The 26144-nt window shown below is 72.0% G+C and carries 27 protein-coding genes and 1 pseudogene; 17 read left to right on the top strand and 11 right to left on the bottom strand.

Annotation, left to right across the window (positions count from 1 at the left end):
* The first annotated feature begins 13 nt into the window (after window positions 1–13).
* The 5 genes from VQ02_RS03540 to VQ02_RS03520 all read left to right on the top strand — a co-directional run bounded on the left by VQ02_RS03540 (window position 14) and on the right by VQ02_RS03520 (window position 3494).
* The gene (locus VQ02_RS03540; protein ID WP_048442779.1) at window positions 14–1207 is read left to right on the top strand and encodes a divergent polysaccharide deacetylase family protein; all 1194 of its coding nucleotides are present in this window, start codon (window positions 14–16) and stop codon (window positions 1205–1207) included.
* 104 nt (window positions 1208–1311) lie between these two features.
* A complete protein-coding gene (locus tag VQ02_RS03535) occupies window positions 1312–1848 on the top strand; it encodes an RNA pyrophosphohydrolase (protein WP_048442778.1) in 537 nt (178 codons plus the stop codon).
* Between the two features lie 34 nt (window positions 1849–1882).
* Window positions 1883–2542, top strand: coding sequence for a DUF2939 domain-containing protein (locus VQ02_RS03530; RefSeq protein WP_245239615.1), 660 nt, complete (start codon window positions 1883–1885; stop codon window positions 2540–2542).
* Window positions 2543–2703: 161 nt separating this feature from the next.
* Window positions 2704–3138, top strand: a complete 435-nt coding sequence (locus VQ02_RS03525; RefSeq protein ID WP_048442789.1) for an Hsp20 family protein — start codon at window positions 2704–2706, stop codon at window positions 3136–3138.
* Between the two features lie 89 nt (window positions 3139–3227).
* Complete coding sequence (locus VQ02_RS03520; protein WP_048442777.1) at window positions 3228–3494, top strand: BQ00720 family protein; 267 nt, start codon at window positions 3228–3230, stop codon at window positions 3492–3494.
* A gap of 14 nt (window positions 3495–3508) precedes the next feature.
* Here the strand turns inward: VQ02_RS03520 and VQ02_RS03515 are convergent, their stop codons facing one another.
* On the bottom strand, window positions 3509–4270 hold the full coding sequence (locus VQ02_RS03515) for an alpha/beta hydrolase (RefSeq protein WP_048442776.1): 762 nt from the start codon (window positions 4268–4270) through the stop codon (window positions 3509–3511).
* A 251-nt stretch (window positions 4271–4521) separates the two neighbouring features.
* Between VQ02_RS03515 and VQ02_RS03510 the strand changes: the two genes are divergently transcribed.
* Window positions 4522–5754, top strand: coding sequence for a glycosyltransferase family 4 protein (locus VQ02_RS03510; protein ID WP_048442775.1), 1233 nt, complete (start codon window positions 4522–4524; stop codon window positions 5752–5754).
* Between the two features lie 251 nt (window positions 5755–6005).
* Window positions 6006–6527, top strand: a complete 522-nt coding sequence (gene infC, locus VQ02_RS03505) for a translation initiation factor IF-3 (RefSeq protein ID WP_048442774.1) — start codon at window positions 6006–6008, stop codon at window positions 6525–6527.
* A gap of 128 nt (window positions 6528–6655) precedes the next feature.
* On the opposite strand, the gene VQ02_RS03500 is transcribed toward infC, so the two are convergent.
* Both VQ02_RS03500 and VQ02_RS03495 read right to left on the bottom strand, forming a co-directional pair.
* Window positions 6656–8926: an amylo-alpha-1,6-glucosidase gene (locus VQ02_RS03500; protein WP_083469020.1), complete on the bottom strand. Its 2271-nt coding sequence runs from the start codon at window positions 8924–8926 to the stop codon at window positions 6656–6658.
* Between the two features lie 394 nt (window positions 8927–9320).
* Window positions 9321–10457, bottom strand: coding sequence for a glycosyltransferase family 4 protein (locus VQ02_RS03495; protein WP_048442773.1), 1137 nt, complete (start codon window positions 10455–10457; stop codon window positions 9321–9323).
* A gap of 350 nt (window positions 10458–10807) precedes the next feature.
* On the opposite strand from VQ02_RS03495, the gene rpmI reads away from it, so the two are divergent.
* From rpmI to VQ02_RS03465, 7 genes are all read left to right on the top strand, one after another.
* Window positions 10808–11011 (top strand): 50S ribosomal protein L35, encoded by a 204-nt coding sequence (gene rpmI / locus VQ02_RS03490; protein ID WP_007561407.1) that lies wholly within the window; start codon window positions 10808–10810, stop codon window positions 11009–11011.
* 66 nt (window positions 11012–11077) lie between these two features.
* Window positions 11078–11455, top strand: coding sequence for a 50S ribosomal protein L20 (gene rplT / locus VQ02_RS03485; protein ID WP_048442772.1), 378 nt, complete (start codon window positions 11078–11080; stop codon window positions 11453–11455).
* Window positions 11456–11634: 179 nt separating this feature from the next.
* Window positions 11635–12717 carry a phenylalanine--tRNA ligase subunit alpha gene (pheS, locus tag VQ02_RS03480; protein WP_048442771.1) on the top strand — a complete coding sequence of 361 codons (1083 nt, stop codon included), beginning with the start codon at window positions 11635–11637 and terminating at the stop codon, window positions 12715–12717.
* A 147-nt stretch (window positions 12718–12864) separates the two neighbouring features.
* Window positions 12865–15288 carry a phenylalanine--tRNA ligase subunit beta gene (pheT, locus tag VQ02_RS03475; protein ID WP_048442770.1) on the top strand — a complete coding sequence of 808 codons (2424 nt, stop codon included), beginning with the start codon at window positions 12865–12867 and terminating at the stop codon, window positions 15286–15288.
* 59 nt (window positions 15289–15347) lie between these two features.
* Entirely contained in the window at window positions 15348–16262 is a 915-nt protein-coding gene (locus tag VQ02_RS35070; RefSeq protein ID WP_048442769.1) for a DUF1186 domain-containing protein, read from the top strand.
* A gap of 632 nt (window positions 16263–16894) precedes the next feature.
* Window positions 16895–17392: a hypothetical protein gene (locus VQ02_RS39885; RefSeq protein ID WP_342447807.1), complete on the top strand. Its 498-nt coding sequence runs from the start codon at window positions 16895–16897 to the stop codon at window positions 17390–17392.
* A 22-nt stretch (window positions 17393–17414) separates the two neighbouring features.
* Window positions 17415–18908 carry a methyl-accepting chemotaxis protein gene (locus VQ02_RS03465; protein ID WP_342447806.1) on the top strand — a complete coding sequence of 498 codons (1494 nt, stop codon included), beginning with the start codon at window positions 17415–17417 and terminating at the stop codon, window positions 18906–18908.
* Between the two features lie 52 nt (window positions 18909–18960).
* On the opposite strand, the gene VQ02_RS03460 is transcribed toward VQ02_RS03465, so the two are convergent.
* Window positions 18961–19761 (bottom strand): HesA/MoeB/ThiF family protein, encoded by an 801-nt coding sequence (locus VQ02_RS03460; RefSeq protein ID WP_048442768.1) that lies wholly within the window; start codon window positions 19759–19761, stop codon window positions 18961–18963.
* Between the two features lie 121 nt (window positions 19762–19882).
* Between VQ02_RS03460 and dapE the strand changes: the two genes are divergently transcribed.
* Window positions 19883–21073 carry a succinyl-diaminopimelate desuccinylase gene (dapE, locus tag VQ02_RS03455; protein WP_157080474.1) on the top strand — a complete coding sequence of 397 codons (1191 nt, stop codon included), beginning with the start codon at window positions 19883–19885 and terminating at the stop codon, window positions 21071–21073.
* A gap of 53 nt (window positions 21074–21126) precedes the next feature.
* Window positions 21127–21699: a hypothetical protein gene (locus VQ02_RS03450; RefSeq protein ID WP_048442767.1), complete on the top strand. Its 573-nt coding sequence runs from the start codon at window positions 21127–21129 to the stop codon at window positions 21697–21699.
* A 26-nt stretch (window positions 21700–21725) separates the two neighbouring features.
* Here the strand turns inward: VQ02_RS03450 and VQ02_RS39690 are convergent, their stop codons facing one another.
* The gene (locus VQ02_RS39690) at window positions 21726–21854 is read right to left on the bottom strand and encodes a hypothetical protein (protein ID WP_280818931.1); all 129 of its coding nucleotides are present in this window, start codon (window positions 21852–21854) and stop codon (window positions 21726–21728) included.
* Window positions 21855–21869: 15 nt separating this feature from the next.
* On the opposite strand from VQ02_RS39690, the gene VQ02_RS03445 reads away from it, so the two are divergent.
* Window positions 21870–22142, top strand: coding sequence for a hypothetical protein (locus tag VQ02_RS03445; protein WP_048442766.1), 273 nt, complete (start codon window positions 21870–21872; stop codon window positions 22140–22142).
* A gap of 101 nt (window positions 22143–22243) precedes the next feature.
* Here the strand turns inward: VQ02_RS03445 and truA are convergent, their stop codons facing one another.
* From truA to VQ02_RS03415, 6 genes and pseudogenes are all read right to left on the bottom strand, one after another.
* Window positions 22244–22996 carry a tRNA pseudouridine(38-40) synthase TruA gene (gene truA, locus VQ02_RS03440; RefSeq protein ID WP_048442765.1) on the bottom strand — a complete coding sequence of 251 codons (753 nt, stop codon included), beginning with the start codon at window positions 22994–22996 and terminating at the stop codon, window positions 22244–22246.
* 14 nt (window positions 22997–23010) lie between these two features.
* Window positions 23011–23952 carry a methionyl-tRNA formyltransferase gene (gene fmt, locus VQ02_RS03435; RefSeq protein ID WP_048442764.1) on the bottom strand — a complete coding sequence of 314 codons (942 nt, stop codon included), beginning with the start codon at window positions 23950–23952 and terminating at the stop codon, window positions 23011–23013.
* A 4-nt stretch (window positions 23953–23956) separates the two neighbouring features.
* Window positions 23957–24472 (bottom strand): peptide deformylase, encoded by a 516-nt coding sequence (def, locus tag VQ02_RS03430; RefSeq protein WP_048442763.1) that lies wholly within the window; start codon window positions 24470–24472, stop codon window positions 23957–23959.
* A gap of 102 nt (window positions 24473–24574) precedes the next feature.
* The gene (recR, locus tag VQ02_RS03425; RefSeq protein WP_048442762.1) at window positions 24575–25180 is read right to left on the bottom strand and encodes a recombination mediator RecR; all 606 of its coding nucleotides are present in this window, start codon (window positions 25178–25180) and stop codon (window positions 24575–24577) included.
* A gap of 67 nt (window positions 25181–25247) precedes the next feature.
* On the bottom strand, window positions 25248–25571 hold the full coding sequence (locus VQ02_RS03420; protein ID WP_048442761.1) for a YbaB/EbfC family nucleoid-associated protein: 324 nt from the start codon (window positions 25569–25571) through the stop codon (window positions 25248–25250).
* Window positions 25572–25632: 61 nt separating this feature from the next.
* Window positions 25633–26144 (bottom strand): annotated as a pseudogene (locus VQ02_RS03415) (DNA polymerase III subunit gamma/tau); the annotation flags it as partial.

Here is a 26144-nt window from a genome sequence, read left to right as displayed (position 1 = left end):
GGACCTCACGCCTGTGCCGCTCGCGTCCGACACCATCCTGACCCGTCCCCTCGGGCTGCGGGACGAGGCGACTGCCCGTGCCGCGCGCTGGCGCGCCGCCCTGCGCCCCGGGGTGCTCCTCGGTGCCTCCCTCGGCGCCGGGGCCGCGGCCCTCGTGGCCTTCCTCGCCCTCCACGACGACCCGCTGGCGGGCGAGCCTCACGCCGTCGCGGTCATCGAAGTCCGTGCGCCGAGCTCAGGCCCGCCGGAGCCGGCCGTCCCGGCCCGCCCCGACCCGGCGAGCCGCAGCGCCGGCGAGGTCGAGCGCGCCTCCGGCGTGGCGGTGAGCCGGCCCGACGGCACCGCGGCGCCGGATTCGGTGGTGATCCGGGTGCCCGGCAGCGGGCCGGTCCAGCTCGCTCCCGCCCCCGACCCGCGGCTGAGCGAGCGCGGCCGCTACGGCGTCCTTCCCAGGATCGGGCCGGACGGCAGCCGGCCTCTCGACGTCTACGCCCGGCCCGAGGCCGCGGGCCTGGAGCGCGGCGGAGCTGTGGCCGGGCGCATCGCCCTGGTCGTGTCCGGCCTCGGCATCGGCCAGGCGGCGACCCAGGAGGCGGTGCAGCGCCTGCCCGCCGCCGTCACGCTCGCCTTCGCGCCCTACGGCGCCGACGTCTCCCGCAGCGCCGCCCGCGCCCGCGAGGCCGGTCACGAGGTGATGGTGCAGGCGCCGATGGAGCCGTTCGACTATCCCGACAACGATCCCGGCCCCCAGACCCTGCTGGCCGGCGCGAAGCCCGCCGAGAACCTCGACCGCCTCGCCTTCGTGCTCGGCCGGGTGCCGGGCGCCGTCGGGGTGATGAACTTCATGGGCGCGCGCCTCACCGGCGAGGCGGCCGCCCTCGAGCCGGTGCTGCGCGAGATCGGGGCCCGCGGCCTCGGCTTCCTCGACGACGGCAGCTCGCCCCGCTCGCTCGCCCGCGAGGTCGGCCGCAAGGTCAAGGCGCCGGTGGCCCGGGCGGAGATCGTGGTCGACGCGGTGCCGCGCCCCGACGCCATCGACCGCGAGCTCGCCCGGCTGGAGGAGGCGGCGCGCAAGTCGGGCTTCGCGCTGGGCTCGGCGACCGCCCTGCCGCTCTCCATCGACCGCATCGCCCGCTGGTCGCGGGACCTGGAATCCCGCGGCATCCTGCTCGTCCCGGCGAGCCGGGCCCTGCGCGCCGCCCCATGAGAGAGCGGGCTCATGAGGGCCGGCGCACCCGGCCCGCTTCGCTCCCGCCGCATTTTCCCCCGGTGCTCGGTCCATACAGCGGGAAATTGCTCTAAGGTCGCCCCATGGCATCGCTTCACCGCCCCTCCGAGACCGCGCTGGCGGACCTTCCCTACCGGCCCTGCGTCGGCATCGCCCTGTTCAACCGGGACGGCCTGGTCTTCGCCGGGCATCGCCGGCACGAGTCGGCCGACCTCGGCGCCCATGCCTGGCAGATGCCCCAGGGCGGCATCGACGAGGGCGAGGCCCCGCTCCAGGCCGCCCTGCGCGAGCTCTACGAGGAGACGAACGTCGCCGCGGGCTCGGTGCGCCTCCTCGCCGAGGCGCCGGGCTGGTACTCCTACGACCTCCCCACCTTCGCGGCGGGCAAGCCCTGGAAGGGGCGCTATCGCGGCCAGACCCAGAAGTGGTTCGCCTTCGCCTTCGAGGGCGACGAGCGCGAGATCGACATCCTGCGCCCGGGCGGCGGCGCCCACAAGGCGGAGTTCGACGGCTGGCGCTGGGAGCCGCTGGCCAACCTCGCCGAGCTGGTCATCCCGTTCAAGCGCCCGGTCTACGAGCAGGTGATCGCCGCCTTCGCCCACCTCGCGCGCCCGGCGTGACCGGTCCCGGACGCCCCGCCCGCGGGCCTCGGGCATGATGCGCTGGTGGCTCACGGGCCTGGCGGTCCTGCTCCTGTGGGTCGCCTACGGGATCTCGCCCTACGTCGCGCTCTACCAGCTGTCGCGCGCCGTGCAGGCCCACGACACGGCGGCGGTGGCCCAGCGGGTGAACTTCCGCACCCTGCGCCTGTCGCTGACCAAGCAGGCCCTCGCGGCGGCGGTCGACGCCATCGCGGCCCGCCGCGACCTGTCGGCCCGGGAGCGCACCATCCTGACCGAGGCGAGCGGGGCCCTGGCCGAGCCGCTGGTCGAGTCCCTCGTCACGCCCGAGACCCTGATCGATCTCCTCGACGACGGCTGGCCGGTGCGCGCCGGCCTGACGCGCGATGGCGGCGCCGGCGAGGCGGCCTCCGGGACGCCCGACACCTCGCAGGGGTCCGACACCCCGAGGGGCAGGAACGGCCTCGGCTTCCACGCCTCGACCGTCGGGCAGCTCCTCGCCCTGTTCCGCTCGGCCGAGCCGCGGGGCTTCCGCGGCATGGTGGTGAGCTACCCGCCGGACCGGCCGCTCGAGAACCGCTTCCGCCTGCGCCTGCGCCTGCGGGGCTGGACCTGGCGCGTCGTCGACCTGGAACTGCCCGGCTCCTTGCGCGAGCGCATCAGCCAGCGGCTCACCGGGGCGATGCAGCGCTGACCGTGCCCGCTCCGGAGCGCCCGGACTCCCCTTGATGGGCCGGCCCGCGCCCCTCATATCCGGAAGCGGGCCGGCGGAGTTGCGGTCGGTCCCGACGGGCGCTGCGGATGCGGGCCCGGACAGCCTACGAAGTGCCTCCGCAACAGGGCTTCGCCGAGACCATGACGCGTCCCTCGCCGTTCGGGCATCCGTTCCTGCTGGGCTTCGACGAGATCGAGCAGGCGCTCGACCGCGTCGCCAAGGCCGCCAACGACGGCTACCCGCCCTACAACATCGAGCGCCTGCCTCGCACCGAGCGGGAGCCGGAGCGGCTGCGGATCACCCTCGCGGTGGCGGGCTTCACCCGCGACCAGCTCGACGTGACCCTGGAGGAGAGCCAGCTCATCGTCCGCGGCCGCCAGGCCGACGACAAGAGCCGGACCTTCCTGCACCGGGGCATCGCGGCCCGGCAGTTCCAGCGCGCCTTCCTGCTGGCCGACGGCATGGAGGTGCTGGGGGCGGACCTGTCTAACGGCCTGCTCTCCATCGACCTCGCCCGGCCCGAGCCGGAGCGCATCGTGCGACGGATCGACATCGGCTCGCGCGACGCGGGCTGAGCATCCCCATATCCCTTTCAACCGGTCGGCGGGCCGCTGCGGGGCCCGGCCGATCACCCGTCCTGCTGCCTTTGAGAGGAGGGCGCATCATGTCCGACACCACCCTGACCATGGATGCCACCGCCATGGACCCCAGCGCCCTCGCCGCCCTCGGCGAGGGCCACGTCGCCTACGTCCGGGCCATGCGCTCGGAGGAGGTCAAGCGCCTCTTCCCGCAGGCGCCCGACCTCACCCCCGGCCTCGACCTGTTCGCCCTGCTCTCGGCCAGCGGCGCCCCGATCCTGCTCACCGACAGCCGGGACGCGGCCTTCGCGAACGCCTGGGCGCACGACCTGCAGGCGCTCAGCGTGCACTGAGCGCCCGCGGCACCTTACGCGTCCGGGGGTGCGATTCCCTCGACCGCCGCGACCAAGCGGTCGAGGTCGGTCGGGCCGGAGAGGCGGTGGTCGCCCTCCTTGATCAGGGTCAGGACCACTCCCGCCTCCGGCAGCCGCTCCACCAGCCGCAGGGCGTGCCGCCAGGGCACGTCCGGGTCGGCCATTCCCTGGAGGATGTGCACCGGGCAGCCCGGATCAATGGGCTGAGCCAGGATCAGGTGGCGGCGCCCGTCCTCGATCAGCGCGCGGGTCACCGGCGTCGGCTCGGGCGAGTACTGCGACTCGCGTCGCCACACTCCGTCGCGCATCACCTGCGCGCGGATTTCCTCCGGGAACTGCTCCCACATCAGCGCTTCGGTGAAGTCCGTCGCCGGTGCGATCAGCACCAGGCCGGCCGGGCGCAGCCGGCGCGCCGCGAGCAGCGCGATCCAGCCGCCCATCGACGAGCCGACCAGCACCGGGCGCTCCGGCGCCAGGGCGGCGACCACGGCCTCGGCATCGGCGAGCCAGTCCGAGATCGTGCAATCGGCGAAGATCCCTTCGGATTCGCCGTGGCCCGCGTAGTCGAAGCGCACGAAGGCCCGGCCCCGCGCCGCCGCCCAGGCGTCGAGAGCCTCGGCCTTGGTGGCGCGCATGTCCGACCGGAAGCCGCCGAGCCAGACCACCGGCGGCCCCGCGCCGGGGCGCACCAGGGTGGCGAGGCGGCGCCCTCCCACTGTCAGCATCGTGGCGGGTCGGCGTGCCGTCTCGTCCATGGTGTTATCCCCGTTATTCCAACGTCCGCACTGGTCGCGGGCGGCCGGCGCCCAAGGTTTACCGATCTGCAACGGGGTCGCGCGACCTTTCGCTATCGTCCCGGTGCGGACCTTGACCCGGCGGCTTCTATATCGGGCGCCGCCGGGCACGCGAAAACCCGGCCGGCATCGCCGGCCCGTCGCCGATTCCTGCACGGAGCGGGCACCGTCTTGCCGCGAGAGCTGTGATCAGAGTTCTGACCCGGAGTTCCATGCCGTCGAGCCAGGCCCCGCCGTTCCCGGCCGCGAGCCACCCGCTGGCGGGCCGCACGGTGCTGCAGATCATCCCGGAGCTGGATGCCGGCGGCGCCGAGCGGACCGCGGTCGACGTCGCCGCGGCCCTCGCGGCGGTCGGCGCCCGCGCCCTGGTCGCCACCGAGGGCGGGCGCCTCGTCGGCGAGTTGCAGGCCAAGGGCGGCGCCTGGGTGCCGTTCCCGGCCCGCAGCAAGAATCCCTTCGTCATGGCCCTCAATGTCGGGCGGCTGGCCCGCATCTGCCGGGCCGAGCGGGTCGACCTGATCCACGCCCGCTCCCGCGCCCCGGCCTGGGTCGCCCTGGGGGCGGCGCGGCGGCTGCGCCTGCCCTTCGTCACCACCTACCACGGCAGCTATTCCGGCCGCTCGCCGGCCAAGCTCCTCTACAACTCGGTGATGGCCCGCGGCGACGTGGTGATCGCCAACTCGCACTTCACCGCCGACGCCATCCGCCGCCTGCACCCGCAGGCGGCCGGCGACCGGGTGCGGGTGATCCACCGGGGCACCGACCTCGCCGCCTTCGCGCCGGCCCAGGTGGCGCCGCAGCGGGTCGAGGCCCTGCGCCGGGCCTGGGGCGTCGCCCCGCACGAGCGGGTGGTGCTCCTCGCCGCCAGGCTCACCGCCTGGAAGGGCCACCGCGTCCTGATCGAGGCGGCGGCGGCCCTGCGGGCCCAGGGGCTCGGCGACTTCACGGTGGTGCTCGCCGGCGATTCCCAGGGGCGAACGGGCTACGTGCGGGAGCTCGACGCGATGATCGCCGCCCACGGCCTCGCCGGGCAGGTGCGCCGGGTCGGCCACTGCGCCGACATGCCGGCCGCCTATCGGGCCGCCTCGGTGGTGGCGGTGCCCTCGACCGAGCCCGAGGCCTTCGGCCGCGCCGCGGTCGAGGCCCAGGCCGTCGGCACGCCGGTCGTCGTGTCGGATCTCGGCGCCGTGCCCGAGACGGTGCTGGCGCCGCCGGAGGTGCCGGCGGCCGAGCGCACCGGCTGGCGCGTCCCGGCCGGGGACCCCGACGCCCTGGCGGGGGCGATCGCCGAGGCGCTCCAGCTCGGCGCCAGCGCCCGCGACGCCCTGGTGCGCCGCGCCCGCCGCCACGTCGAGGAGCGCTTCTCCCTCGAGCTGATGCTGGCCGACACCCTGGCGATCTACGCCGAGCTGCTCTGTCCGCCCGCGACAGGGGAGGGACCCTGAGGGAGGCGTCAGGTGCGTGCGGACGTCCCGGTGCGACCGGGGCTCCAAGACTTCGGGGATGCTTCGCTCTTCGGCAACCAAGTTCGGCATCCGCGAGTTGACAAACCGGGCGATCTCGCCAAGGTGATATCGTACACCCGAGTATGCCCGCGCGGTGGTTCGGGACTGGCCCGGAAGGGGATCCGGTCCGCGGACCGCCGCCGGACGACGTGACTGAGGAGATTACAGCCATTCGCAGACCTATGAGAGCCATGCCGGCCCCGCAGAAGGACGGGCCGCGCGCCAACCGGGACATCCGCGGCGTCCGCGAGGTCCAGCTCATCGACGAGAGCGGCCAGAACCGCGGGGTCATGGGCTTCTTCGAGGCGCTGCAGCTCGCCGAGGAAGCAGGCCTCGACCTCGTCGAGATCGCGCCGAACTCCGCGCCTCCGGTCTGCAAGCTTCTCGACTACGGCCGCTTCCGCTTCAACGAGCAGAAGAAGCAGGCCGAGGCGCGCAAGCGGCAGAAGACCGTCGAGGTCAAGGAGATCAAGCTCCGGCCCGGCATCGACAAGCACGACTACGACGTCAAGATGAAGGCCGTGCAGCGGTTCTTCGAGGAAGGCGACAAGGTCAAGGTGACGCTCCGCTTCCGCGGCCGCGAGATGGCGCACCAGGACCTCGGCCTGCGCCTGCTCGAGCGCGTGAAGGCCGAGACGCAGGAGGTCGCCAAGGTGGAGAGCGAGCCGCAGCTCGAAGGCCGCCAGATGATCATGATCCTGGCGCCGCGCTGAGCGCACGGCGCCGCGTCCGCGTTGTCAGGCGCGGGGCGGATCACGGAGCGCTCCGGGCGCGGGCTTCTCCTTGAAAAACCCGCGCGGGGAGCATCGAAGGGCCGGGCATGTCCCGGCCCGTCGCTTGTCTACTTCAGCAGGACCACCTGCGCGTCGCCGGTCCGGCGCACCACGTTCACCGTGACGTCGCTGCCGTGGCGATGGATCAGCAGGTCGACGTGGCTGTCGCCGAGCTTCAAGTTGCGGATCAGCACGTCGTCGAGGAAGGCCGGCAGGATCGGGTCGCGGAAGCGGATCCGGTTGCGGTCGTGGCGCAGCTCGAGCCCGAGGCAGGCGGCCAGGAACGCGAAGGGCGCAGCCGCCGCCCAGGCCTGCGGGCTGCACGCGACGGGGTAGTTCGTCGGCCCGCGCTGCTTGCGCTGGATGAAACCGCAGAACAGCTCCGGCAGGCGCCGCCCCTCCTGGTAGAGCGAGGCGCCGTGCTGGCCCTCGAACACGCGCGCCGCCTCGGCCTTCAGGCCGTAGCGCGCGAGGCCGAGCGCGACCAGCGCGTTGTCGTGCGGCCAGATCGAGCCGTTGTGGTACGACATCGGGTTGTAGCGCGCCTCGCCGCTGGCGATGGTGCGCACGCCCCAGCCGTTGAAGCCGTCCTTCGACATCAGCACCGCGGCGACGCTCTCGGCCCGCTCGGGATAGGCGATGCCGGTGAACAGCGCGTGGCCGGCATTCGAGGAGCGCACGGCGCAGGGGCGCTTCTCGCCGTCGAGCGCGATGGCGTAGGTGCCGATCTCAGGCAGGAAGAACGCCTCGTCGAAGGCCTTGCGCAGCCGGTCCGCCTCGTCCTTCAGGCGGTCCGAGAGCGCCTCGTCGCCGAGCAGCGCGGCGAGCTTCGCGGCGCCCTTCTTGGCGGCGTAGACGTAGCCCTGCACCTCGCACAGCGCGATCGGCCCCTGCGCCATCCGGCCGTCGGCGTGGAAGATCGAGTCGTGGCTGTCCTTCCAGCCCTGGTTGGCCAGGCCCTTCTCGGTCTCGCGGGCATATTCCACGAAGCCGTCGCCGTCCCGGTCGCCGTAGCGGTCGATCCAGTCGAGGGCCGCCAGGATGTTGGGCCAGATCGCCGTGATCGTCGCGGCGTCGCCGGTCTGCTCGTAGTACTGCCCGGCCAGCATCACGAACAGCGGCGTGGCGTCGATGGTGCCGTAGTAGAGGCGGAACGGCACCTCGCCGAGGATCGCCATCTCGCCGTTGCGGGTCTCGTGCAGGATCTTGCCGGGCTGCGCGTCGGCGGCCGGGTCGATCTTGGTCGCCTGCGTCGCCGCGAGGTGGCGCAGCACGCCCTTGGCGATCTCCGGGTCGATCCACAGCGTCATCATCGCGGTGATGATGCCGTCGCGGCCGAACACCGTGCTGTACCAGGGGATGCCCGCATAAGGGTACACGCCCTGCGGCGTGCGGCTGAGCAGCATGTAGAGGTCCGCCGTCGCGCGGCAGGCGGCCTCGTTGAACTGGTCGTTCGAGCTCTCGATCGTGGTGATGTTGGCGGTGGCCTGACGCAGGTCGCGGCGCGCGTCGCGGTAAGCCAGCGCGAAGGTCATGCCCTCGCCCTTCGGGTGGCCCTCCTCCCGCCGCGGGCTCGGATAGGCTGCGGCCGTGAACGGCAGGGCGCTGCCCACCGCCGCCACCGCCTCGCCGTCCCGGCTGCGATCGACCGTGTCGCAGATCGCCCGCACGAAGATCGAGGCCCGCCCGCCGGGGCTGAGCCGGACTTGGAACTCGGCCCGGTGCGCCTCGATCCGCGCCGGCCTGGGCCCGAAGCGCAGGCGGGTGGTGCGGCGGCGCCCGTCGAGCCCGTCGTACCGGAACGTCACCTCGTCGTCGCCCGTCACCTCGACGCTGCGCTTGCCCCGCTGGGGCCGGTCGCTGCCGCGCACCTCGAACAGGTCGCGGAAATCCGCGTCGAAGCTCAGGGAGACGCGCAGGTGGCGGGGCTTGGTGTCGTAGTTGCGCAAGCCGATGCGGTCGTAGCAGGTGCCGCGGAAGAGAAACTTGGTCCGCTCCAGCGCGATGATCTCGCGCGGGATGCTGGTCTCGTCGCCGGCGTCGAGCCGGATGTCCGGCGTCGTCAGGTCGACCGAGAGGGCGCCGTTGTCGTCCTGCACCACCGAGCCGAGCAGCATCGGCCGCTGGCCCTCGACGGTCAGCTCCAGGCGCGACAGGAAGCGGGTATCCTGGAAGTACAGTCCCTCGGGCCCCGGGAAGACGCCGATGTCGCCGTAGCTGTCGAGCACCGCGAAGGCGTCGCCGTGCTTGAGCGAGCGCAGCTGGCGCTCCACCAGCGAGGTCTGGGCCTCGATGTGGTACTGCGGCAGTTGCTCGTCGTCGGGGACGGTCGCGACCATCGGCAGGTTCTCCTGGGCATCGCTCCGCGAGGCGTCGCGGGGATCGGGGGCGAGATGTCGGGGCGCCGGGCGGGCGGCCCGGGGAGGCAACGGGAGGCGGGACCCGCGGCGATTCGCGGGTCCGGTCCCACGCTAGAGCGAATGTGGGCCATCGTGCGGCGGGTGCCAGGGGGGGCCGGGCGCGGGCGCGGCCCGGATTTCGGGCAGGGCCGGTGAGGCTCGCCGAGGCACCACGCCCTTTCCCGGAGGAGTGGAGCGTCAGCGGAAGGAGATCCGGGAAAGGGGTGAGAGCTTACAAAAGATCTGCAGAGAACAGGCAGGATGCGCCGCGCAAGACAAAGGCCCGGCCCCCTCGCGGGGACCGGGCCTCGTGACGATCAGGCGATGCCGCGGATCAGACCGCGCGGAGCACCGGGCGCACCGTCGCGCCGTTCGCCGCGCCGTTGAGGTCGAGGCCGGGAGCGCCGAAGCTCAGGCCCGGCAGCTTGATCGCGTCGGCCTCGCCGGCGAGGAGCGACTCGTAGGCGGCGACGTAGGAGCGGGCCATCACGCTCGCGGTGAAGCGGGTCTCGAAGTAGCGGCGCACGCCCTCGCGGCTCATTGCCTTGACGGTCTCGACCGCGGCCACGGCCTCGTCCATCGACTCGACCACCACGCCCGAGACGCCGTTCTTGATGACTTCCGGCACCGAGCCGTTGCGCCACGCGATCACCGGGGTGCCGGCCGACATCGCCTCGATCATCACCAGGCCGAAGGGCTCCGGCCAGTCGATCGGGAAGGCGAGCGCCAGGGCGTTGCCGAGGAATTCGTGCTTCTGGTCCTCGTTGATCTCGCCGATGTACTCGACCAGCGGGTGGTGGGTCATCGGCTCGATGACCTCGTCCCAGTACTCCTGGTCCGCCTTGTCGACCTTGGCGGCGATCTTCAGCTTCACGCCGGAGCGCTTGGCGATCTCGATCGCCCGGTCGGGGCGCTTCTCCGGCGAGATGCGGCCCAGGAAGGCGAGGTAGCCGCCGTCCTTGGGCTTGGCCGAGAAGCGGCAGTTCTCCGCCGGCAGGCCGTGGTGGATGGTCTGCAGCCAGTTCGCGTTCTCGGGCATCGGCCCGCGCTGGTGGTCGGAGATCGACACCAGGGGCATGCCCGTGAAGGTGCGGTAGACCGGCATGAAGTCCGGCACGTCGAGCCGCCCGTGCAGGGTGGTGACGCACTTGTGGTTCAGGTCCTCGAACAGCGGGTACTGCAGGAGGTCGATGTGGAAGTGGATGATGTCGAACTCGTCCGCCCGCCGGCGCAGGTGGTACAGCATGGCGAGGTGGCTGGCGACGTGGTCGCGGATGCCGGCGAGCCGCAGGCCCTCGGGGCAGCAGGCGACCAGCCTGGCGCTCGTCTCGGAGTCGCCGCTCGCGAACAGGGTGACGTCGTGGCCCTGCCGGACCAGCTCCTCCGTCAGCCAGGAGACGACACGCTCGGTGCCGCCGTAGAACTTCGGCGGAACAGCCTCCGCGAGAGGGGCTACTTGGGCAATGCGCACGACGAAATCTCCTGAGACGCCCAACGGTGGCGGGTCAACGTTGGCGGGGATCAAGCAGGATCGGGCCTGAGCGGGACATGAACGAAACCGCGCACCCGAGCTTATGGTTCCGGTGCGCCGCACAACGCTACGGCCGGGCGCCGCCTGTTCCCGTCGCCCACAGGGATCAACCGCCCGCCGAAGCGACGATTGCGGGCCTCGCCAGTCTCTGCTATAGCGCGCGCCTCGCCGAACCGCCCGGCCGTGAGGGCTGCCGTGGCGGTTCGTGTCGCTCCACACCTTCGATCGAGCGCGATCGTCGGGGCCCGCCCGTGGCGGATCCCCGGTGGAGTTCGCGTCAGGAGAGCAAAATGCCCAAGCTGAAGACCAAGTCGGGCGCCAAGAAGCGCTTCAAGATCACCGGGACCGGCAAGGTCATGTACGCCCAGGCCGGCAAGCGCCACGGCATGATCAAGCGGACCACGAAGCAGATCCGCAACCTGCGCGGCACGACCACCCTGTTCGAGGGCGATGCCGCCAACGTGAAGAAGTACTTCCTGCCGAACGCCCGGTAAGAACCGGCTTCGCGCGAGAAGACGCTTCGTCCCGAATCTGTTTCGTAGAACCCCCAGGAGATCACCATGGCCCGCGTCAAGCGCGGCGTGACCAGCCACGCCAAGCACAAGAAGGTTTTCAAGGCCGCCAAGGGCTATTACGGCCGGCGCAAGAACACGATCCGGATCGCCAAGCAGGCGGTCGAGAAGGGCATGCAGTATGCCTACCGCGATCGTAAGAACAAGAAGCGCAACTTCCGCGCGCTGTGGATCCAGCGTCTGAACGCGGCGGTCCGCCCGCACGGCCTGACCTACTCGCGCTTCATCGACGGCCTGGCCAAGGCCGGCGTCCAGGTCGACCGCAAGGCCCTGTCGGAGCTCGCCATCCACGAGCCGGCGGCCTTCGTCGCCGTGATCGAGAAGGCCAAGTCGGCGCTGCCGGCCGAGCTCGTCAAGGCGGCGTAAGCCCGGCGCTCCGGGCCCGCACCCTCGCGCGGGCCGGACCTTCGAGACCGCACCATCACGGCCCGCCCGCGCGGGCCGTTTTTCGTTGCGCGGGTCATTCCCTGCCGCCCGCCCCGCCGCCCGGGTTGACGGGCGGGACGGCCCGTTGCAGGGCATCCGCAGCCCGGATTGAGCAGACCATGACCGATCTCACCAGCCTCGAAACCGATCTCCTCGCACAGGTCGCCGGTGCCTCCGACGAGACGGCGCTCGAGGGCGTGCGCGTCGCCGCCCTCGGCAAGAAGGGCGCCGTCTCCGAACTGCTGAAGACCTTGGGGACCATGAGCCCCGAGGCGCGCAAGGAGCAGGGCCCGCTCATCAACGGCCTGCGCGACCGGGTCCAGGGCGCGATCCAGTCCCGGCGCGAGACCCTGGCCGAGGCGGCGCTGGCCGCCCGCCTCTCCGCCGAGCGCATCGACGTGACGCTGCCGGTGCGCGAGGGGCCGGAGACGCGCGGCCGCATCCACCCGATCACCCAGGTGATGGACGAGATCACGGCGATCTTCGGCGACATGGGCTTCTCGATCGCGGAGGGCCCCGACGTCGAGACCGACGAGCTGAACTTCACGGCGCTGAACTTCCCCGAGGGCCACCCGGCCCGGGAGATGCACGACACCTTCTTCCTGCGGCCCGACCGGGACGGGAAGCGCAAGCTCCTGCGCACCCACACCTCGCCGGTCCAGGTCCGCACCATGCGCGAGGTCGCACCGCCGATCCGGGTGATCTGCCCCGGCCGCACCTACCGGCACGATTCCGACCAGACCCACACCCCGATGTTCCACCAGGTCGAGGGCCTGGTGATCGACCGCCAGGCCAACATCTCCCACCTGAAGTGGATCCTGGAGGAGTTCTGCAAGGCGTTCTTCGAGGTCGACAGCGTCAAGATGCGCTTCCGGCCGTCGTTCTTCCCCTTCACCGAGCCGTCGGCGGAGGTCGACATCCAGTGCTCGCGCAAAGGCGGCGAGATCCGCTTCGGCGAGGGCGACGACTGGCTCGAGATCCTCGGCTGCGGCATGGTCCACCCGAACGTGCTGCGCAATTGCGGCCTCGACCCGGACGCCGTCCAGGGCTTCGCCTGGGGCATGGGCATCGACCGGATCGCGATGCTGAAATACGGCATGCCGGACCTGCGCCCGTTCTTCGAGGCGGACGTGCGCTGGCTCGAGCATTACGGCTTCCGGCCCCTCGACATCCCGAGCCTGGTCGGCGGCCTGACGGCCTGAGTGACAGCCCCTGAGTGATCGCCGCAGAGGCGCCCTGTCACCGGGGGCGAGATCCTGGCGATCGCCGACGAGGTCACCCGCCTCCTCGTCGGCTCCAGCCTCCTCATCACGAAGACCCGGCTCGCCTGAGCCGAGAGGTTAGTCCCGATGAAATTCACCCTCTCCTGGCTCAAGGACCACCTCGACACCGACGCCCCCCTCGACCTGATCGTCGAGACGCTGACCCGCATCGGCCTGGAGGTCGAGCGCGTCGAGGACAAGGCCGCCGACCTGTCGGCCTACCGCATCGCCGCCGTGCTCACCGCCGAGCAGCACCCCAACGCCGACCGGCTGCGGGTCTGCACCGTCGACACCGGCGAGGGCGCGCCCGTGCAGGTCGTCTGCGGCGCGCCGAACGCGCGGGCCGGCATGCGCAGCGTGTTCGCTCCCCCCGGCACCTACGTGCCAGGCAAGAACATCACCCTGTCGGTCGGCGTCATCCGCGGCGTCGAGAGCCGCGGCATGCTGTGCTCGGGCGCCGAGCTCGGCCTGTCGGACGACCACGACGGCATCCTCGACCTTCCCGCCGACGCGCCGGTGGGCCAGCCCTACGCGGCCTTCGCCGGCCTCGACGACCCGGTGATCGAGATCAACCTGACGCCGAACCGGCCGGACTGCACCAGCATCCACGGCATCGCCCGCGACCTCGCGGCGGCCGGGATCGGCACCCTGCGGTCGCCGCAACTGCCGCCGGTGCGGGGGGAGGGGGCCTGCCCGGTCACCGTCACCCGCGACTTCGCCCCCGGCGACGCGCATCTCTGCCCGCTCTTCGGCCTGCGCCTGGTGCGCGGCGTCAGGAACGGGCCGTCGCCCGAGTGGATGCGCCGGCGCCTGGCCGCGATCGGCCTGCGCCCGATCAACGCGCTCGTCGACATCACCAACTACATCACCTTCGATCGCGGCCGGCCGCTCCATGTCTTCGACGCCGCCAAGGTGAAGGGGAACCTCACCGTGCGCCGCGCCCGCGACGGCGAGGAGGTGCTGGCCCTCGACGGCCGCACCTACCGGCTCGACGACGGCGCGATCGTGATTGCCGACGAGGCGGGCGTCGAGTCGATCGCCGGCATCATGGGCGGCGAGCATTCGGGCTGCGACGAGGGCACCACCGACGTGCTGATCGAGTCGGCCCTGTGGGACCCGCTCACCATCGCCCGCACCGGCCGGCGCCTCGGCATCGTGACCGATGCCCGCTACCGGTTCGAGCGCGGGGTCGACCCCGCCTTCGCCCTGCCCGGTCTCGACCTCGCGACCCGGATGGTGCTCGATCTCTGCGGCGGCACGCCGAGCGAGGCCGCGATCTCCGGCGAGGTGCCGGACACCGACCGCATCATCGACTTCCCCTGGACCGAGGTGCGCCGCCTCTCCGGCCTCGACCTGCCGCGGCCCGAGATGAAGGTGACGCTGGAGGCGCTCGGCTTCCACGTCGCCGGCTCCGGCGATCGGGCCAAGGTGCTCTCGCCGTCCTGGCGCCCGGACATCGAGGGCAAGGCCGACCTCGTCGAGGAGATCGTCCGCATCGCCGGGCTCGACCGCATCGAGCCCAAGCCCCTGCCGCGGATCGAGGCCACGGTGATCCGCCCGGTGCTGACCGTGATGCAGAGGCGCACGCGGCTCGCCAAGCGCGAATTCGCCGCCCGCGGCCTCGTCGAGGCCTTGACCTGGTCGTTCATCGCCAATGCCGACGCGACCCTGTTCGGCGGCGGCAAGCCGGAGCTGGCGCTCGCCAACCCGATCGCCGCCGACCTCTCGGACATGCGCCCGAGCCTGGTGCCGGGCCTCGCCCGGGCGGCGCAGCGCAACGCCGACCGCGGCATCGGCGACGTCGCCCTGTTCGAGGTCGGGCAGTGCTTCGCCTCCGACCAGCCGGAGGGCCAGACCATCAAGGCCACGGCTTTGCGCCGCGGCAGCGCCCGCCACGGCGGTGCCGGCCGGCACTGGGACGGCACCGCGCGCCTGGTGGACGCCTTCGAGGCCAAGGCCGACGCCCTGGCGCTGCTCGCGGCCCTGGGCGTCCCGACCGGCGGCCTGCAGGTGGTGGCCGGCGGGCCGGACTGGCTCCATCCCGGCCGCTCCGGCACGCTGCAGTTCGGGCCGCGCAACCCGGTCGGAGTCTTCGGCGAGCTGCACCCGCGGGTGCTGAAGGCCCTCGACATCAAGGCCCCGGTGGTGGTCTGCGAGATCACCCTCGACGCCCTGCCGCTGCCCAAGCACCGGCCCACCAAGATGAAGCCGGCGGCGAACCTTCCGGACTTCCAGCCGCTGACGCGCGACTTCGCCTTCGTGGTCGGCCGCGACGTCGCGGCGGGCGACATCGTAAAGGCGGCGCAAGCGGCCGAGCGCAACCTCGTCACCGGCATCGAGGTGTTCGACGTCTACGAGGGCGCCGGCATCGGCGAGGACCAGAAGTCCGTCGCCGTGGCGGTGCGGCTCCAGCCGACCGACCGCACCCTCACCGACGCCGAGATCGAGGCGGTGAGCCAGAAGATCGTCGCCGAGGTGGCGCGCAAGACCGGCGCGACCCTGCGGGGCTGAGCGTGACGGATCCGGCGGCGAGGCGCTCGCCGCCGGGTGACGGGGACGAGGAGGCGGGCATGGCGGATACCGAGCTGATCCGGGAACTCTCGGCGGCGACCTACCTGCCGGAGGAGGCCCTGCAGCGGGCGGTCGCGGCCCCGGGAACGATCGCCGCGCCGGTTCTCGTCCTGCTCGACCGCGCCGCCGAGGCCGAGGAACTGACCGAGCCCGAGAGGAGCCTGCTGTTCTGGGGCCTCCACGTCCTCGCCTCGGTCCGGGACACCCGGATCCACCCGCCGCTGATGCGCCTCCTGCGCCACGGCGACGAGGCGATCTCGGCGGCGCTCGGGGAGGATTATCCGAACACCCTCGCGGGTCTCGTCGCCAGCAGCTTCGACGGCGACGCGGAGGGCCTGCTCGCCGCCATCGCCGGCGAGGCTCCGGCCGGCATCGTGCGGATGCACCTCTTCCACGCCCTCGCGCTGCTGACCGCGGACGCGCGCCTCGACCGCGAGACGGTGCGGACCTTCCTGATCCGCTTCGACGACGAGCGGCTGGGCCGTGACGAGGACGAGGCCTGGCAGGGCTGGGAGGACGCCGTCGCGCTGCTCGGCTTCGACGACCTCGTGCCCCGCCTCAAGAAGGCGCGCGAGGACGGCCGCGTCGCCGACGATCACGTCGACTGGCAGACGGTACGGGAGACCCTGAAGGAGGCCCGCCTTCGGCCGAAGAGCCGCGAGCGCTTCGACGAGCTGCTGATCGGCTACCTCGACGACCTGATCTGGGCGCTGGATCACACCCGCGAGGGCGCCTACGACCATCTCCCCGACCTCGACGAGGACGGCGTTCCGATCCCCGAGCGCAATCCCTACCGCGACGTCGGCCGCAACGATCCCTGCCCTTGCGGCAGCGGCAAGAAGTTCAAGAAGTGCTGCCTCGACAAGGTCGAGCAGGGCTTCGCCGCCCTGCCGCCCTTGCCGCCGCTCCGGTAAGACCGCCGTACCGTCGAACGGACGCGTTCGGCGGCGCAGGGCAAGCCCGAAAGCGCGCTGATTTAAGACCCCCCGCGCGGGGCGGAACGCCGACGCTGCCGGCAAGGCGCTCTCGGCGTCGTGGAGGGCGCGCGGCAGGTGCCGCGCGCGACCTCGAGGCGGATCTAGGCCTGGAGCGAGGCCGACGCTCTCCCGAACCCGCCGGCGCTCCCGTCGTCACGCAGCCCGTCCGGTCCGTCTCGACATGGCTTTCGTTGCGTCCATGAGCGCACATGGCGGCCGCGCGCTGCGGCCCGATTGCATCATCGCGCGGCATTCGTGACCTTATGGAGGCTTCGCGGTCACCCTGCGTCACGTCTTGCCCGATTTCTCGCCGGATCCTGCAAAGTTATCGTGCACATTGCTCTCAAACGAGACAGGGGCGAGGTGGGGTCTGATCCTGCGTCAACGACCACATGATCCGGGCCATGCGCGGACCAGCGTCAGGTCGAGGGAAAAATATTTTGAGCATCGAGGCGATTATTACATCGACATGACCTAGGGAATTTTTCTGAAACGTATCTCAATCGTGAAAATTTTTACCTGACATTATCGAATGTCGCGCAGGTTTGACTGGGAAATAGATCCTTGTCATGCGGGCAGGTTCCATGAAGTCTGGTATTCGGTCGCGCCTGTACGGGGGCTTTGCCGCCCTCGCGGTTCTCTCCGTGGTCATGGGCGGGTTTGCCTACCGCCAGCTCGACAGTCTCGACGACATGTTCAAGTACAAGGGGCAGATCGAGCATTCTGCCCGCGATCTCTACACGGTGAACGGCCTGACCGAGCGGTTCATCGCCCAGAGCAGGCAGTATCGGACGACATCGACGCCGGAGGCGGCGGCCGGGATGCAGTCGAGCCTGTCCGAGATGGCCCGGCTCGCCGAAGGCCTCACCCAGCGTGCGTCCAACGAGGAGCGTCGGAAGCTGTACAAGGAGATCCACACGGAGGCGACCAGGCTCGCGACAGAGCTTCCGAAGCTGATCGAGCTGGGAACGCAGATCCGCGAGAACAGGGACGGGGTCTATACCTCCGGTGACGACCTGACGGCGGCCTCGGGGGGCCCTCATCACCCAGCTCCGGTCCGGCGGTGACGATGCCGTTCTCGCCCAGGCCGTGGAGATCGAGCGGACGCTGCTGCTGTTCCGCGTCATGAACTGGCGCTTCCTGGCCACCCGGGATCCCAAGACCCGCGCCCTGTCGGCCGCGAACTACACCAATGCCAACGGGACCATCGCGAAGCTGAAGGCGCTGAACCTGACGCCGGCGCAGCGGCGGGACCTGGGCGTCGTCGAGGAGGCGCTGCACCGGCTCAACCGGCACATCTCGGCCGCGGCGACCGCGATGCTCGAGACCGAGACCTTCTACGAGCAGGGCATGAGGACGCGGACGGACGCGATCCTGGCCACGGGCCTGGCGGTGCGGACCAGCCTGGACGCAACGGTGCAGGAGATCACCGCCCGCAGCGCCAGCACGATGGCGACGGCGAAGCAGGTTCAGGTCGCGCTGCTGGCGCTCATCCTCGCCATCAGCGTCGCCCTGGCCGTTCTGATCGCTCGCAGCATCATCCGTCCGATCTCCGGCATGACCCGCGCCATGAGCCGGCTCGCGGCCGGCGAGACCACCCTCACCGTCCCGTCCCAGGATGCCGGCGACGAGATGGGCGAGATGGCGAGGGCCGTGGAGGTCTTCCGCCAGAATGCCGTGGCGCGGGTCGCGCTCGAGGCCGACCAGGCCGCGCAGCAGACCGCCCGCCAGCGCCGCGCCGACCGGGTCGACCAGCTCGTCAGCACCTTCCAGCAGCGGGTCGCCGGCGCGCTCGACATCGTCACCTCCGCCGCCACCGAGCTCGACGCGACCGCCCGCTCGATGACCCAGGTCGCCGACCACACCAACACCCAGGCCGCGGCCTCCAGCGCCTCCGCCGAGGAGACCTCGGCGAACGTCCAGACCGTCGCCGCGGCGGCGGAGGAGATGGTGAGCTCGCTGCGGGAGATCGAGCGCCAGGTGGTCCATTCGCGGGAGGTCGCCGGTCACGCCGCGCACGAGGCCGAGGCCACGAACGCCGCCATGACGAGCCTGGGCGCCGCCGCGAGCCAGATCGGCGCGGCGGTGACCACGATCTCGGCGATTGCCAGCCAGACCAACCTCCTGGCGCTGAACGCGACCATCGAGGCGGCCCGGGCGGGCGATGCCGGGCGCGGCTTCGCGGTCGTCGCCGCCGAGGTCAAGCAGCTGGCCGCGCAGACGAGCCGGGCGACCGAGGAGATCGGCGGGCAGATCAGCGCGATCCAGGCCGCCACGGATCAGGCCAGCACTGCCATCCGGCAGATCGGCAGCACCATCGCGGCGATGAACGAGATCAGCGGTGCGATCGCCGCGACGGTCGTGGAGCAGACCGCGGCGACGACGGAGATCTCCCGGAACGCGACCCAGGCGGCCCGGGGAACCCAGGACGTCTCGTCGAACGTCTCCCGCGTGCTGTCGCTGGCGGACGAGACCGGGGGCGCGGCGTCCCAGGTGCTGATGGCCGCCGCCGAGCTGGCGACCCAGTCCCTGACGGTCAAGCAGGAGGTCGACGGCTTCCTGAGCGAGATCCGGGCGGCCTGAGCGGCCGGCCGCAGATCCCGTGTGAACTCCCGGCCGGTGCCGGCCGGGGGTTTCAGGGCCGGGCGGCGAGGGCCTCCGGGTCCGTTCCGCTCAGCGGGTTGCCCGGGTCCCAGGCGTAGTGAAGCGTCTCGAATCGCAGGGCCCGTGCATCGACCATCAGCAGGCGGCCGACCAGCGGCTCGCCGAAGCCGGTGACGGCGCGGATCACCTCGAGGGCCATCAGCGAGCCCATCAGGCCGGCGAGCGCGCCGAGGACCCCGGCCTCGGCGCAGGTCGGCACCGCGCCGGCCGGCGGCGGGCTCGGGAAGAGGCAGCGATAGGTCGGGTTCGGCCGCCCGTCCGGCCCGGTCTCGTGGGCCCGGATCGTGGTGAGCGAGCCGTCGAACTGGCCGAGCGCCGCCGTCACCAGGGGGCGGCGGGCCCGGTAGCAGGCGTCCGAGACGGCGTAGCGGGTCGAGAAATTGTCCGAGCCGTCGGCGACGAGGTCGTAGTCGGCGATCAAACCTTCCGCGTTCTCCGGCGTCAGGCGGGTGGCGTGGGTCGCGACCCGGACGTGGGGGTTGAGGCGGGCCACCGCCGCCGCCGCGCTCTCGACCTTCGGCCGGCCGATATCGGGCGTGCCGTGGATCACCTGGCGCTGCAGGTTCGAGAGCGAGACCGTGTCGTCGTCGACGACCCCGATCATGCCGATCCCGGCCGCCGCCAGGTACTGGATCAGCGGCGCCCCGAGCCCGCCGGCCCCGACGACCAGCACCCGCGCCGCCTTGAGGCGGACCTGGCCGGGACCCCCGACCTCCCGCAGCACGATGTGGCGGGCGTAGCGTTCGATCTCGTCGGGGCTGAGCGCGGTCATCCGGCGTAGGTAAGCGAGACGCCCGGTGCGCGGTAGCCCCCCTTGCGCGCGGGCGGTTCTCATCCGCAGCGTTCGGCGCTACCGATCCCGGCGACCCGCGCCCTCGAACCTCCGGCTGCCCGTGACCGATCCCCGCTCCCCCCTCGCCCTGGCCCAGGGGCTGATCCGCTGTCCCTCCGTGACGCCTCTCGAGGGCGGGGCGCTCGCCTACCTCGCCGGCCTCCTCGCGCAGGCGGGCTTCAGCGTCGAGCGGCCGGTCTTCTCGGAGCCGGGCATGCCGGACGTCGAGAACCTCTTCGCCCGCATCGGCGGCGACGGGCCCTGCCTCCTCTTCGCCGGCCACACCGACGTGGTGCCGCCGGGCGACGCGGCGGCCTGGCGCCACGATCCGTTCGGAGGGGTCGTCGAGGGCACGGAGCTGTTCGGGCGCGGCGCCGTCGACATGAAGGGCGGCATCGCCTGCATGCTGGCCGCGGTGCTGGCCTTCCTCGACCTGCGCGGGCCGGATTTCGGCGGCGCCATCGCGTTCCTGGTCACCGGCGACGAGGAAGGGCCGGCGGTGAACGGCACGGTCAAGCTCCTCGACTGGGCTCGGGGACGGGGCGAGCGCTTCAGCCACTGCCTGCTCGGCGAGCCGACGAACCCCGACGTCCTCGGCGAGATGATCAAGATCGGCCGGCGCGGTTCGCTCACGGCGGACCTCGTCGTGCACGGCGTGCAGGGCCACGTCGCCTATCCGCACCGGGCGGAGAACCCGATTCCCGGATTGCTGCGCCTCGCTCAAGGCCTGCTCGCCGAGCCGCTCGACGCCGGCACGGCGCATTTCGACGCCTCGAACCTCGAATTCACCACCATGGACGTCGGCAATCCGGCGACCAACGTGATCCCGGCCGAGGCACGCGCCACCTTCAACATCCGCTTCAACGATCTCTGGACGCCCGCGACCCTGGCGGCCGAGCTGGAACGGCGCCTGGGCCGGGCTGCCGGCAATGCGGTGCGCTACAGCCTCGCCGTCCGTCCGACGAATTCCGTTGCGTTCCTGACCGCGCCGGACGCCTTCGTGGATCAGGTCGCCGCCGCGATCGAGGCCGAGACCGGCCGCCGGCCCGCCCTCTCGACCACCGGCGGCACCTCGGACGCCCGCTTCATCAAGGATGCCTGCCCGGTGATCGAGTTCGGCCTCGTCGGGCAGACCATGCATCAGGTCGACGAGCGGGTGGCTTTGGCCGACCTCGACCGGCTGGCCGCGATCTACGGGCGGGTGCTCGATGCCTATTTCCCCGGCACTGCCGAGACGCAACGTCAGGCTTGACCGACATTAGACGAAAGTTGAATCTGGCGGCCTCGACCCACAGGAGGCCGTCGATGTTCGTGAGCGCTGACGAGGTGGCCCGCTCCTTACGGGGCACGGCCCGGCTGATCGGATGCCGGCCCGACGCCCTGCGCCACTTCGACGTGAGCGAGCGCGGATTCTGGCGTTCCTTCGGGGCGGTCTGGCTCACGGCGCCGGCGTTCACGGTGGCGCTCGCCCTGGAGCGGGGCGGGACCGGCGACGTGATCTTCAGGCTCGACCACACCACCGTGGCGGTGATCGCCGGCGTCGTGGCGAGCTTCCTCGCCGTGCCGCTGGCGATGATCGCGGTCCTGCGCCGCCTGGACCGGACCCGGGCCTACGTGCCGCTCGTCGTCGTGACCAACTGGTGCCTGGCGGCGGGCCTCGCGACCCTGGCGCTGCCGGGCAGCCTGCTGCTCCTCGGTCTCGCCACGCCGGCACTGGCGGCGCTCTACGCCGGCGCCTTCGCGGTGGTGGTCCTGTGGCTGCACGGACGGGCCGTCCGGGCGATCCTCGGCCTGCCGGGACCCGCCGCCGGTCTCGTGACGCTCGCCTGCTTCGGGCTGATCGCCGGCCTCGCTGCCGGGGCGCACGCCTTGGTGTGACTCCGCCGGAAGAGGGGCGCCCGCGCTCAATGCCCGGCGGGCGACAGGTAGCGGATGGCGGCGACCAGGATGCCGACGGCGGCCGTGACCAGCGCGCCAAGCTTCACGGTCATGCGCTGCTCGAGGAGCTTCAGGTCGGCCCGGCTTCCCGCCAAGCCGAGATCGAGCCGGTGCGAGAGGTCCGCGATCTTGGATTCCAGGCGAAGCTCGCTCTCCCGCAGATCCGTCTTCAGTCCGGATACGCTCTCGCGCAGATCCGTTTTCAGCGACGTTTCGGCCTCGCGCAGGTCCGCCCTCAGCGCGGTTTCGCTCTCGCGCAGATCCGCCTTGGTCGCGAGCTGTGCCAGATCCGCTTCGCGCCCTTGCGTCAGCGCGCCCGTGATCGCTTCGGCCTGGTCTCCTCCGAGAATCCGGAGTCCTTGAGCCTGCGAACGACGGCGTAAGTATCGAAGGCGATGGCGGTCATGAGTAGCGTTTCGGCTCCGGCATCACCATCGCTGTCAGAAACGCCCGAGTCGGACAAGCGTGCCCGTATGACGCTGGGTCAGGAAAGGTCTGCCGGGTAATCGACCCCGATCAGCGTCAGCCCGCCGGACGGCGCCAGCGGCCCGCAGCGGGTGCGGTCGCGGGAATCGAGCACGTCGCGCACGCCCTGCGGCGTGAGCCGGCCGCCGCCGGCCAGCATCAGGGTGCCGACCATGCCGCGGACCTGGTGGTGCAGGAACGAGCGGGCGGCGGTGACGACGATGATCTCCTCGCCCGTACGGGTCACGTCGAGCCGGTCGAGGGTGCGCACCGGGCTGTTGGCCTGGCACTCCGCGGCCCGGAAGGCCGAGAAGTCGTGCCGGCCGAGGAGCAGCTGCGCCGCCTCGTGCATGAGGGCGGCGTCGAGGGCCCAGGGCACGTGCCAGACGAAGCCGCGGCTCAACGCCGGCGGGCTGCGGCGGTTGAGGATGCGGTAGCGGTAGTGGCGCTTGACCGCCGAGTGGCGGGCGTCGAAGTCCGGCCCGACCTCGGAGGCCGCGATCACCGCCACCGGCTCGGGCCGCAGGTGGGCGTTGGCGGCGTCGCGCACGGTGTCGGTGCGCCACGGCTTGTCGAGGTCGAGGTGGACGACCTGGTGCGTGGCGTGCACCCCCGCATCGGTGCGCCCGGCGCAGTGGACCCGCACCGGCCCGCCGACGAAGCGGGCGATCGCCTCCTCCAGCGCCTGCTGCACCGAGCGGTCGGCGGCCTGCCGCTGCCAGCCGGCGAAGGCGGTGCCGTCGTACTCGACCACGAGCTTGTAGCGGGGCATGGCGTCGGGACGGGTCAGGCCGCTTCGACGAGGCGAGCGCCCGGCGCGAGCCGCCGGCCGCGGGCGAAGTCCTCGAACGTCATCGCGCCCTTGCCGGCTGGCTGCACGGTGACGAGGCGCAGCGCTTCCTCGCCGCAGGCGACGGTGCCGATCTCGTCGAGGAGCGTGCCGGGGGCGCCGCCGCCTGGCGCTGGCCGCGCGCGCAGCACCTTCACCCGCTCCGGCCCGCGGCCGAGATCGGCGACCAGGTAGGCACCCGGGAAGGGCGACAGGCCGCGCACCCGGTCGTGCAGGGCACGCGCCGGCTGCGACCAGTCGAGCCGCGCCTCCTCGTTGGTGATCTTGTGGGCGTAGGCGACGCCCTCCGCGGGTTGCGGCCGGAACTGCAGGTTGCCGCGCTCGAGCGCGCCGAGGGCCCGGGCCATCAGGTCGGCGCCGAGCGGCATCAGGCGGTCGTGCAGCTCGCCGGCGGTCATGTCCGGGGTGATCGCCACCCGCTCCAGCATGCCGACCGGCCCGGTATCGAGGCCGGGCTCCATCCGCATCACCGCGACGCCGGTCTCGGCATCGCCCGCCATCACGGCGCGCTGGATCGGCGCGGCGCCGCGCCAGCGCGGCAGCAGCGAGGCGTGGAGGTTGAGGCAGCCGAGCGGCGGCGCGTCGAGGATCGCCGGCGGCAGGATCATGCCGTAGGCCACCACCACCGCGACGTCGGCGCCGTGGGCGCGAAACGTCTCGGCGGCCTCCTCGGTGCGCAGGGTCGCGGGCGTCAGGACCGGGAGCCCGAATTTTTCCGCCAGGGCCTGGACCGGCGAGGGCCGCAAGGCCATGCCGCGGCCTGCGGGCGCCGGGGCGCGGGTATACACCGCCACGACCTCGTGGCCGCCGCCGACGATCTCGGCCAGCGTCGGCACCGCGAAGTCCGGGGTGCCCATGAACACGACCTTGAGCGACATGGGCTTATGCGGCTTCGCGCTTGGCCGCCTTGGCGAACTTCTTCATCACCCGGTCGCGCTTGAGCTTCGACAGGTGGTCGATGAACAGCACACCGTTGAGGTGGTCGATCTCGTGCTGGAGGCAGGTCGCGAGGAGCCCGTCGGCCTCCTGCTCCACCGTCTCGCCGTCGAGGGTCCGGAAGCGCACCCGCACCCGGTCGGGCCGCACGACCTCGGCGTAGTAGTCGGGGATCGACAGGCAGCCCTCCTCGTAGGGGCGGGTCTCCTCCGAGGACCAGACGATCTCGGGATCGAGGAGCACCAGGGGCCGGCGCTCCTCCTTCTCCTTCGAGGTGTCGATGGTGACGATGCGCACCGGCTCGCCGATCTGGATGCCGGCGAGGCCGACGCCGGGGGCGTCGTACATCGTCTCCAGCATGTCGGCCGCGAGCTTCCGCACGTCGCCGGTGATCGTGCCGACCGGCGCCGAGATCTCGCGCAGGCGCGCGTCCGGCAGGATGACGAGGGGACGGATGCTCATTGTTCGCCAGGACGTCGGGGGACCGGGCGCCGAGGGGCACCCGCAAGTTTCCGGGAGATAAGGATTCGTGTCCGCCGGGTCAAACCCGTTGGCGGCGCCGCCCTAGAACGCGGTGCGCTGCCGGATCGCCGCCGAGAGGGTGCCCTCGTCGAGGTAGTCGAGCTCGCCGCCGACCGGCACGCCGTGCGCGAGCCGTGTCACCTTGATCGGCAGGTGGGTGAGCAGCTCGGTGACGTAGTGGGCGGTGGTCTGCCCGTCCACGGTGGCGTTGAGCGCCAGGATCACCTCGCGCATCGCCGGCGCGCTCACCCGCTCGACCAGGCGGCCGAGGTTCAGGTTCTCCGGCCGCACCCCGTCGAGGGCCGAGAGCACGCCGCCGAGCACGTGGTAGCGCGCCGTCACGGCGCCGGAGCGCTCGAGCGCCCAGAGATCCGAGACGTCCTCGACGACCACCAGCATCGTGGGATCGCGGCTCTGGTCGCGGCAGATCGTGCAGGGATCCTGCGTGTCGACGTTGCCGCATTCGTGGCAGACCACGATCCGGTCGGCGGCGACCCGCATGGCGTCGGCGAGGGGGGCGAGCAGCGTCTCGCGCTTCTTGATGAGCTGGAGCGCGGCCCGGCGGGCCGAGCGCGGCCCGAGGCCGGGCATGCGGGCCAGGAGCTGGATCAGCCGCTCGATCTCCGGGCCCGCGACGGCCTGGGGCATGAAAGTCGGGCCCTGTCTTGAGGTTGAGGCGCGAATTTTCCCCTCCCCGCGAGGGGGAGGGGGAGAGCTAGAACGGCAGCTTCATGCCCGGGGGCAGCGGCAGGCCCTTCGTCACCTCCTGCATCCGCTCCTGGGCGGCGCGCTCGGCCTTGCCCTTGGCGTCGTTGAGGGCCGCGACGATCAGGTCCTCCAGGATCTCCTTCTCGTCCGGCACCAGCAGGGCGGCGTCCAGGGCGACGCCCTTCACGTCGCCCTTCGCGGTCATCGTGACCGTGACGGCACCGCCCCCGGAGGCGCCCGACACCTCGACCCCGTCGAGCTCCGACTGCAGGTCGGCCATCTTCTGCTGCATGGACTGAACCTGCTTCATCAGTCCCATGATGTCGGGCATGGCGTCCTCGTGGGGTTGAGAGAGAAACTGCAGCGGATGTGGGGTGCCGGCGGGCCGCCGGCTACAGGTCGGGGTCGTCGGCGTCCGGCGGCGCGTCGGGGGCGGGCGGATCCGCCGCCTTGTCGCGCACGTCGACGATCTGGGCGCCCGGAAAATTCTTGAGCACCGCCTGGACTAGCGGGTGGCTCGCCGCGCCCTGATGGCGGCTCTCGACCGCCGCCTTCGCCCGGGCGGCGAGCGTCGCCTCGCCGGCCTCCTGCGACAGGACCACCGCCCAGCGCCGGCCCGTCCAGAGATGGAGCGCGTTGGCGAGGTCGTTGGCGAGCGTCGCCCGCCCACCCTCGGCGAGGCGGAACTCGATGCGGCCGTCCTCGAACCGGACCAGATGGGCGTCGCGCTCCAGGGCCATCTTCAGGCCGATGTCGCGGCGCTCGTCGGCCAGCGCCACGACGTCCTCGAACCGGCGCAGGCGCGGGCCGGATTCCGCCTTGGCGGCCGGGGCGGACTGGACCAGGGTCGGACGCGGGACCGGGGGCGGCGCGGGACGGACGGGCGCCGCCCCCGGTCCCGCGT

This window comes from Methylobacterium variabile, from assembly GCF_001043975.1.
Lineage (GTDB): Bacteria > Pseudomonadota > Alphaproteobacteria > Rhizobiales > Beijerinckiaceae > Methylobacterium > Methylobacterium variabile.
Note: the sequence above shows the minus strand (reverse complement) of the source record. Positions and strands in the feature narration are given on the sequence as shown.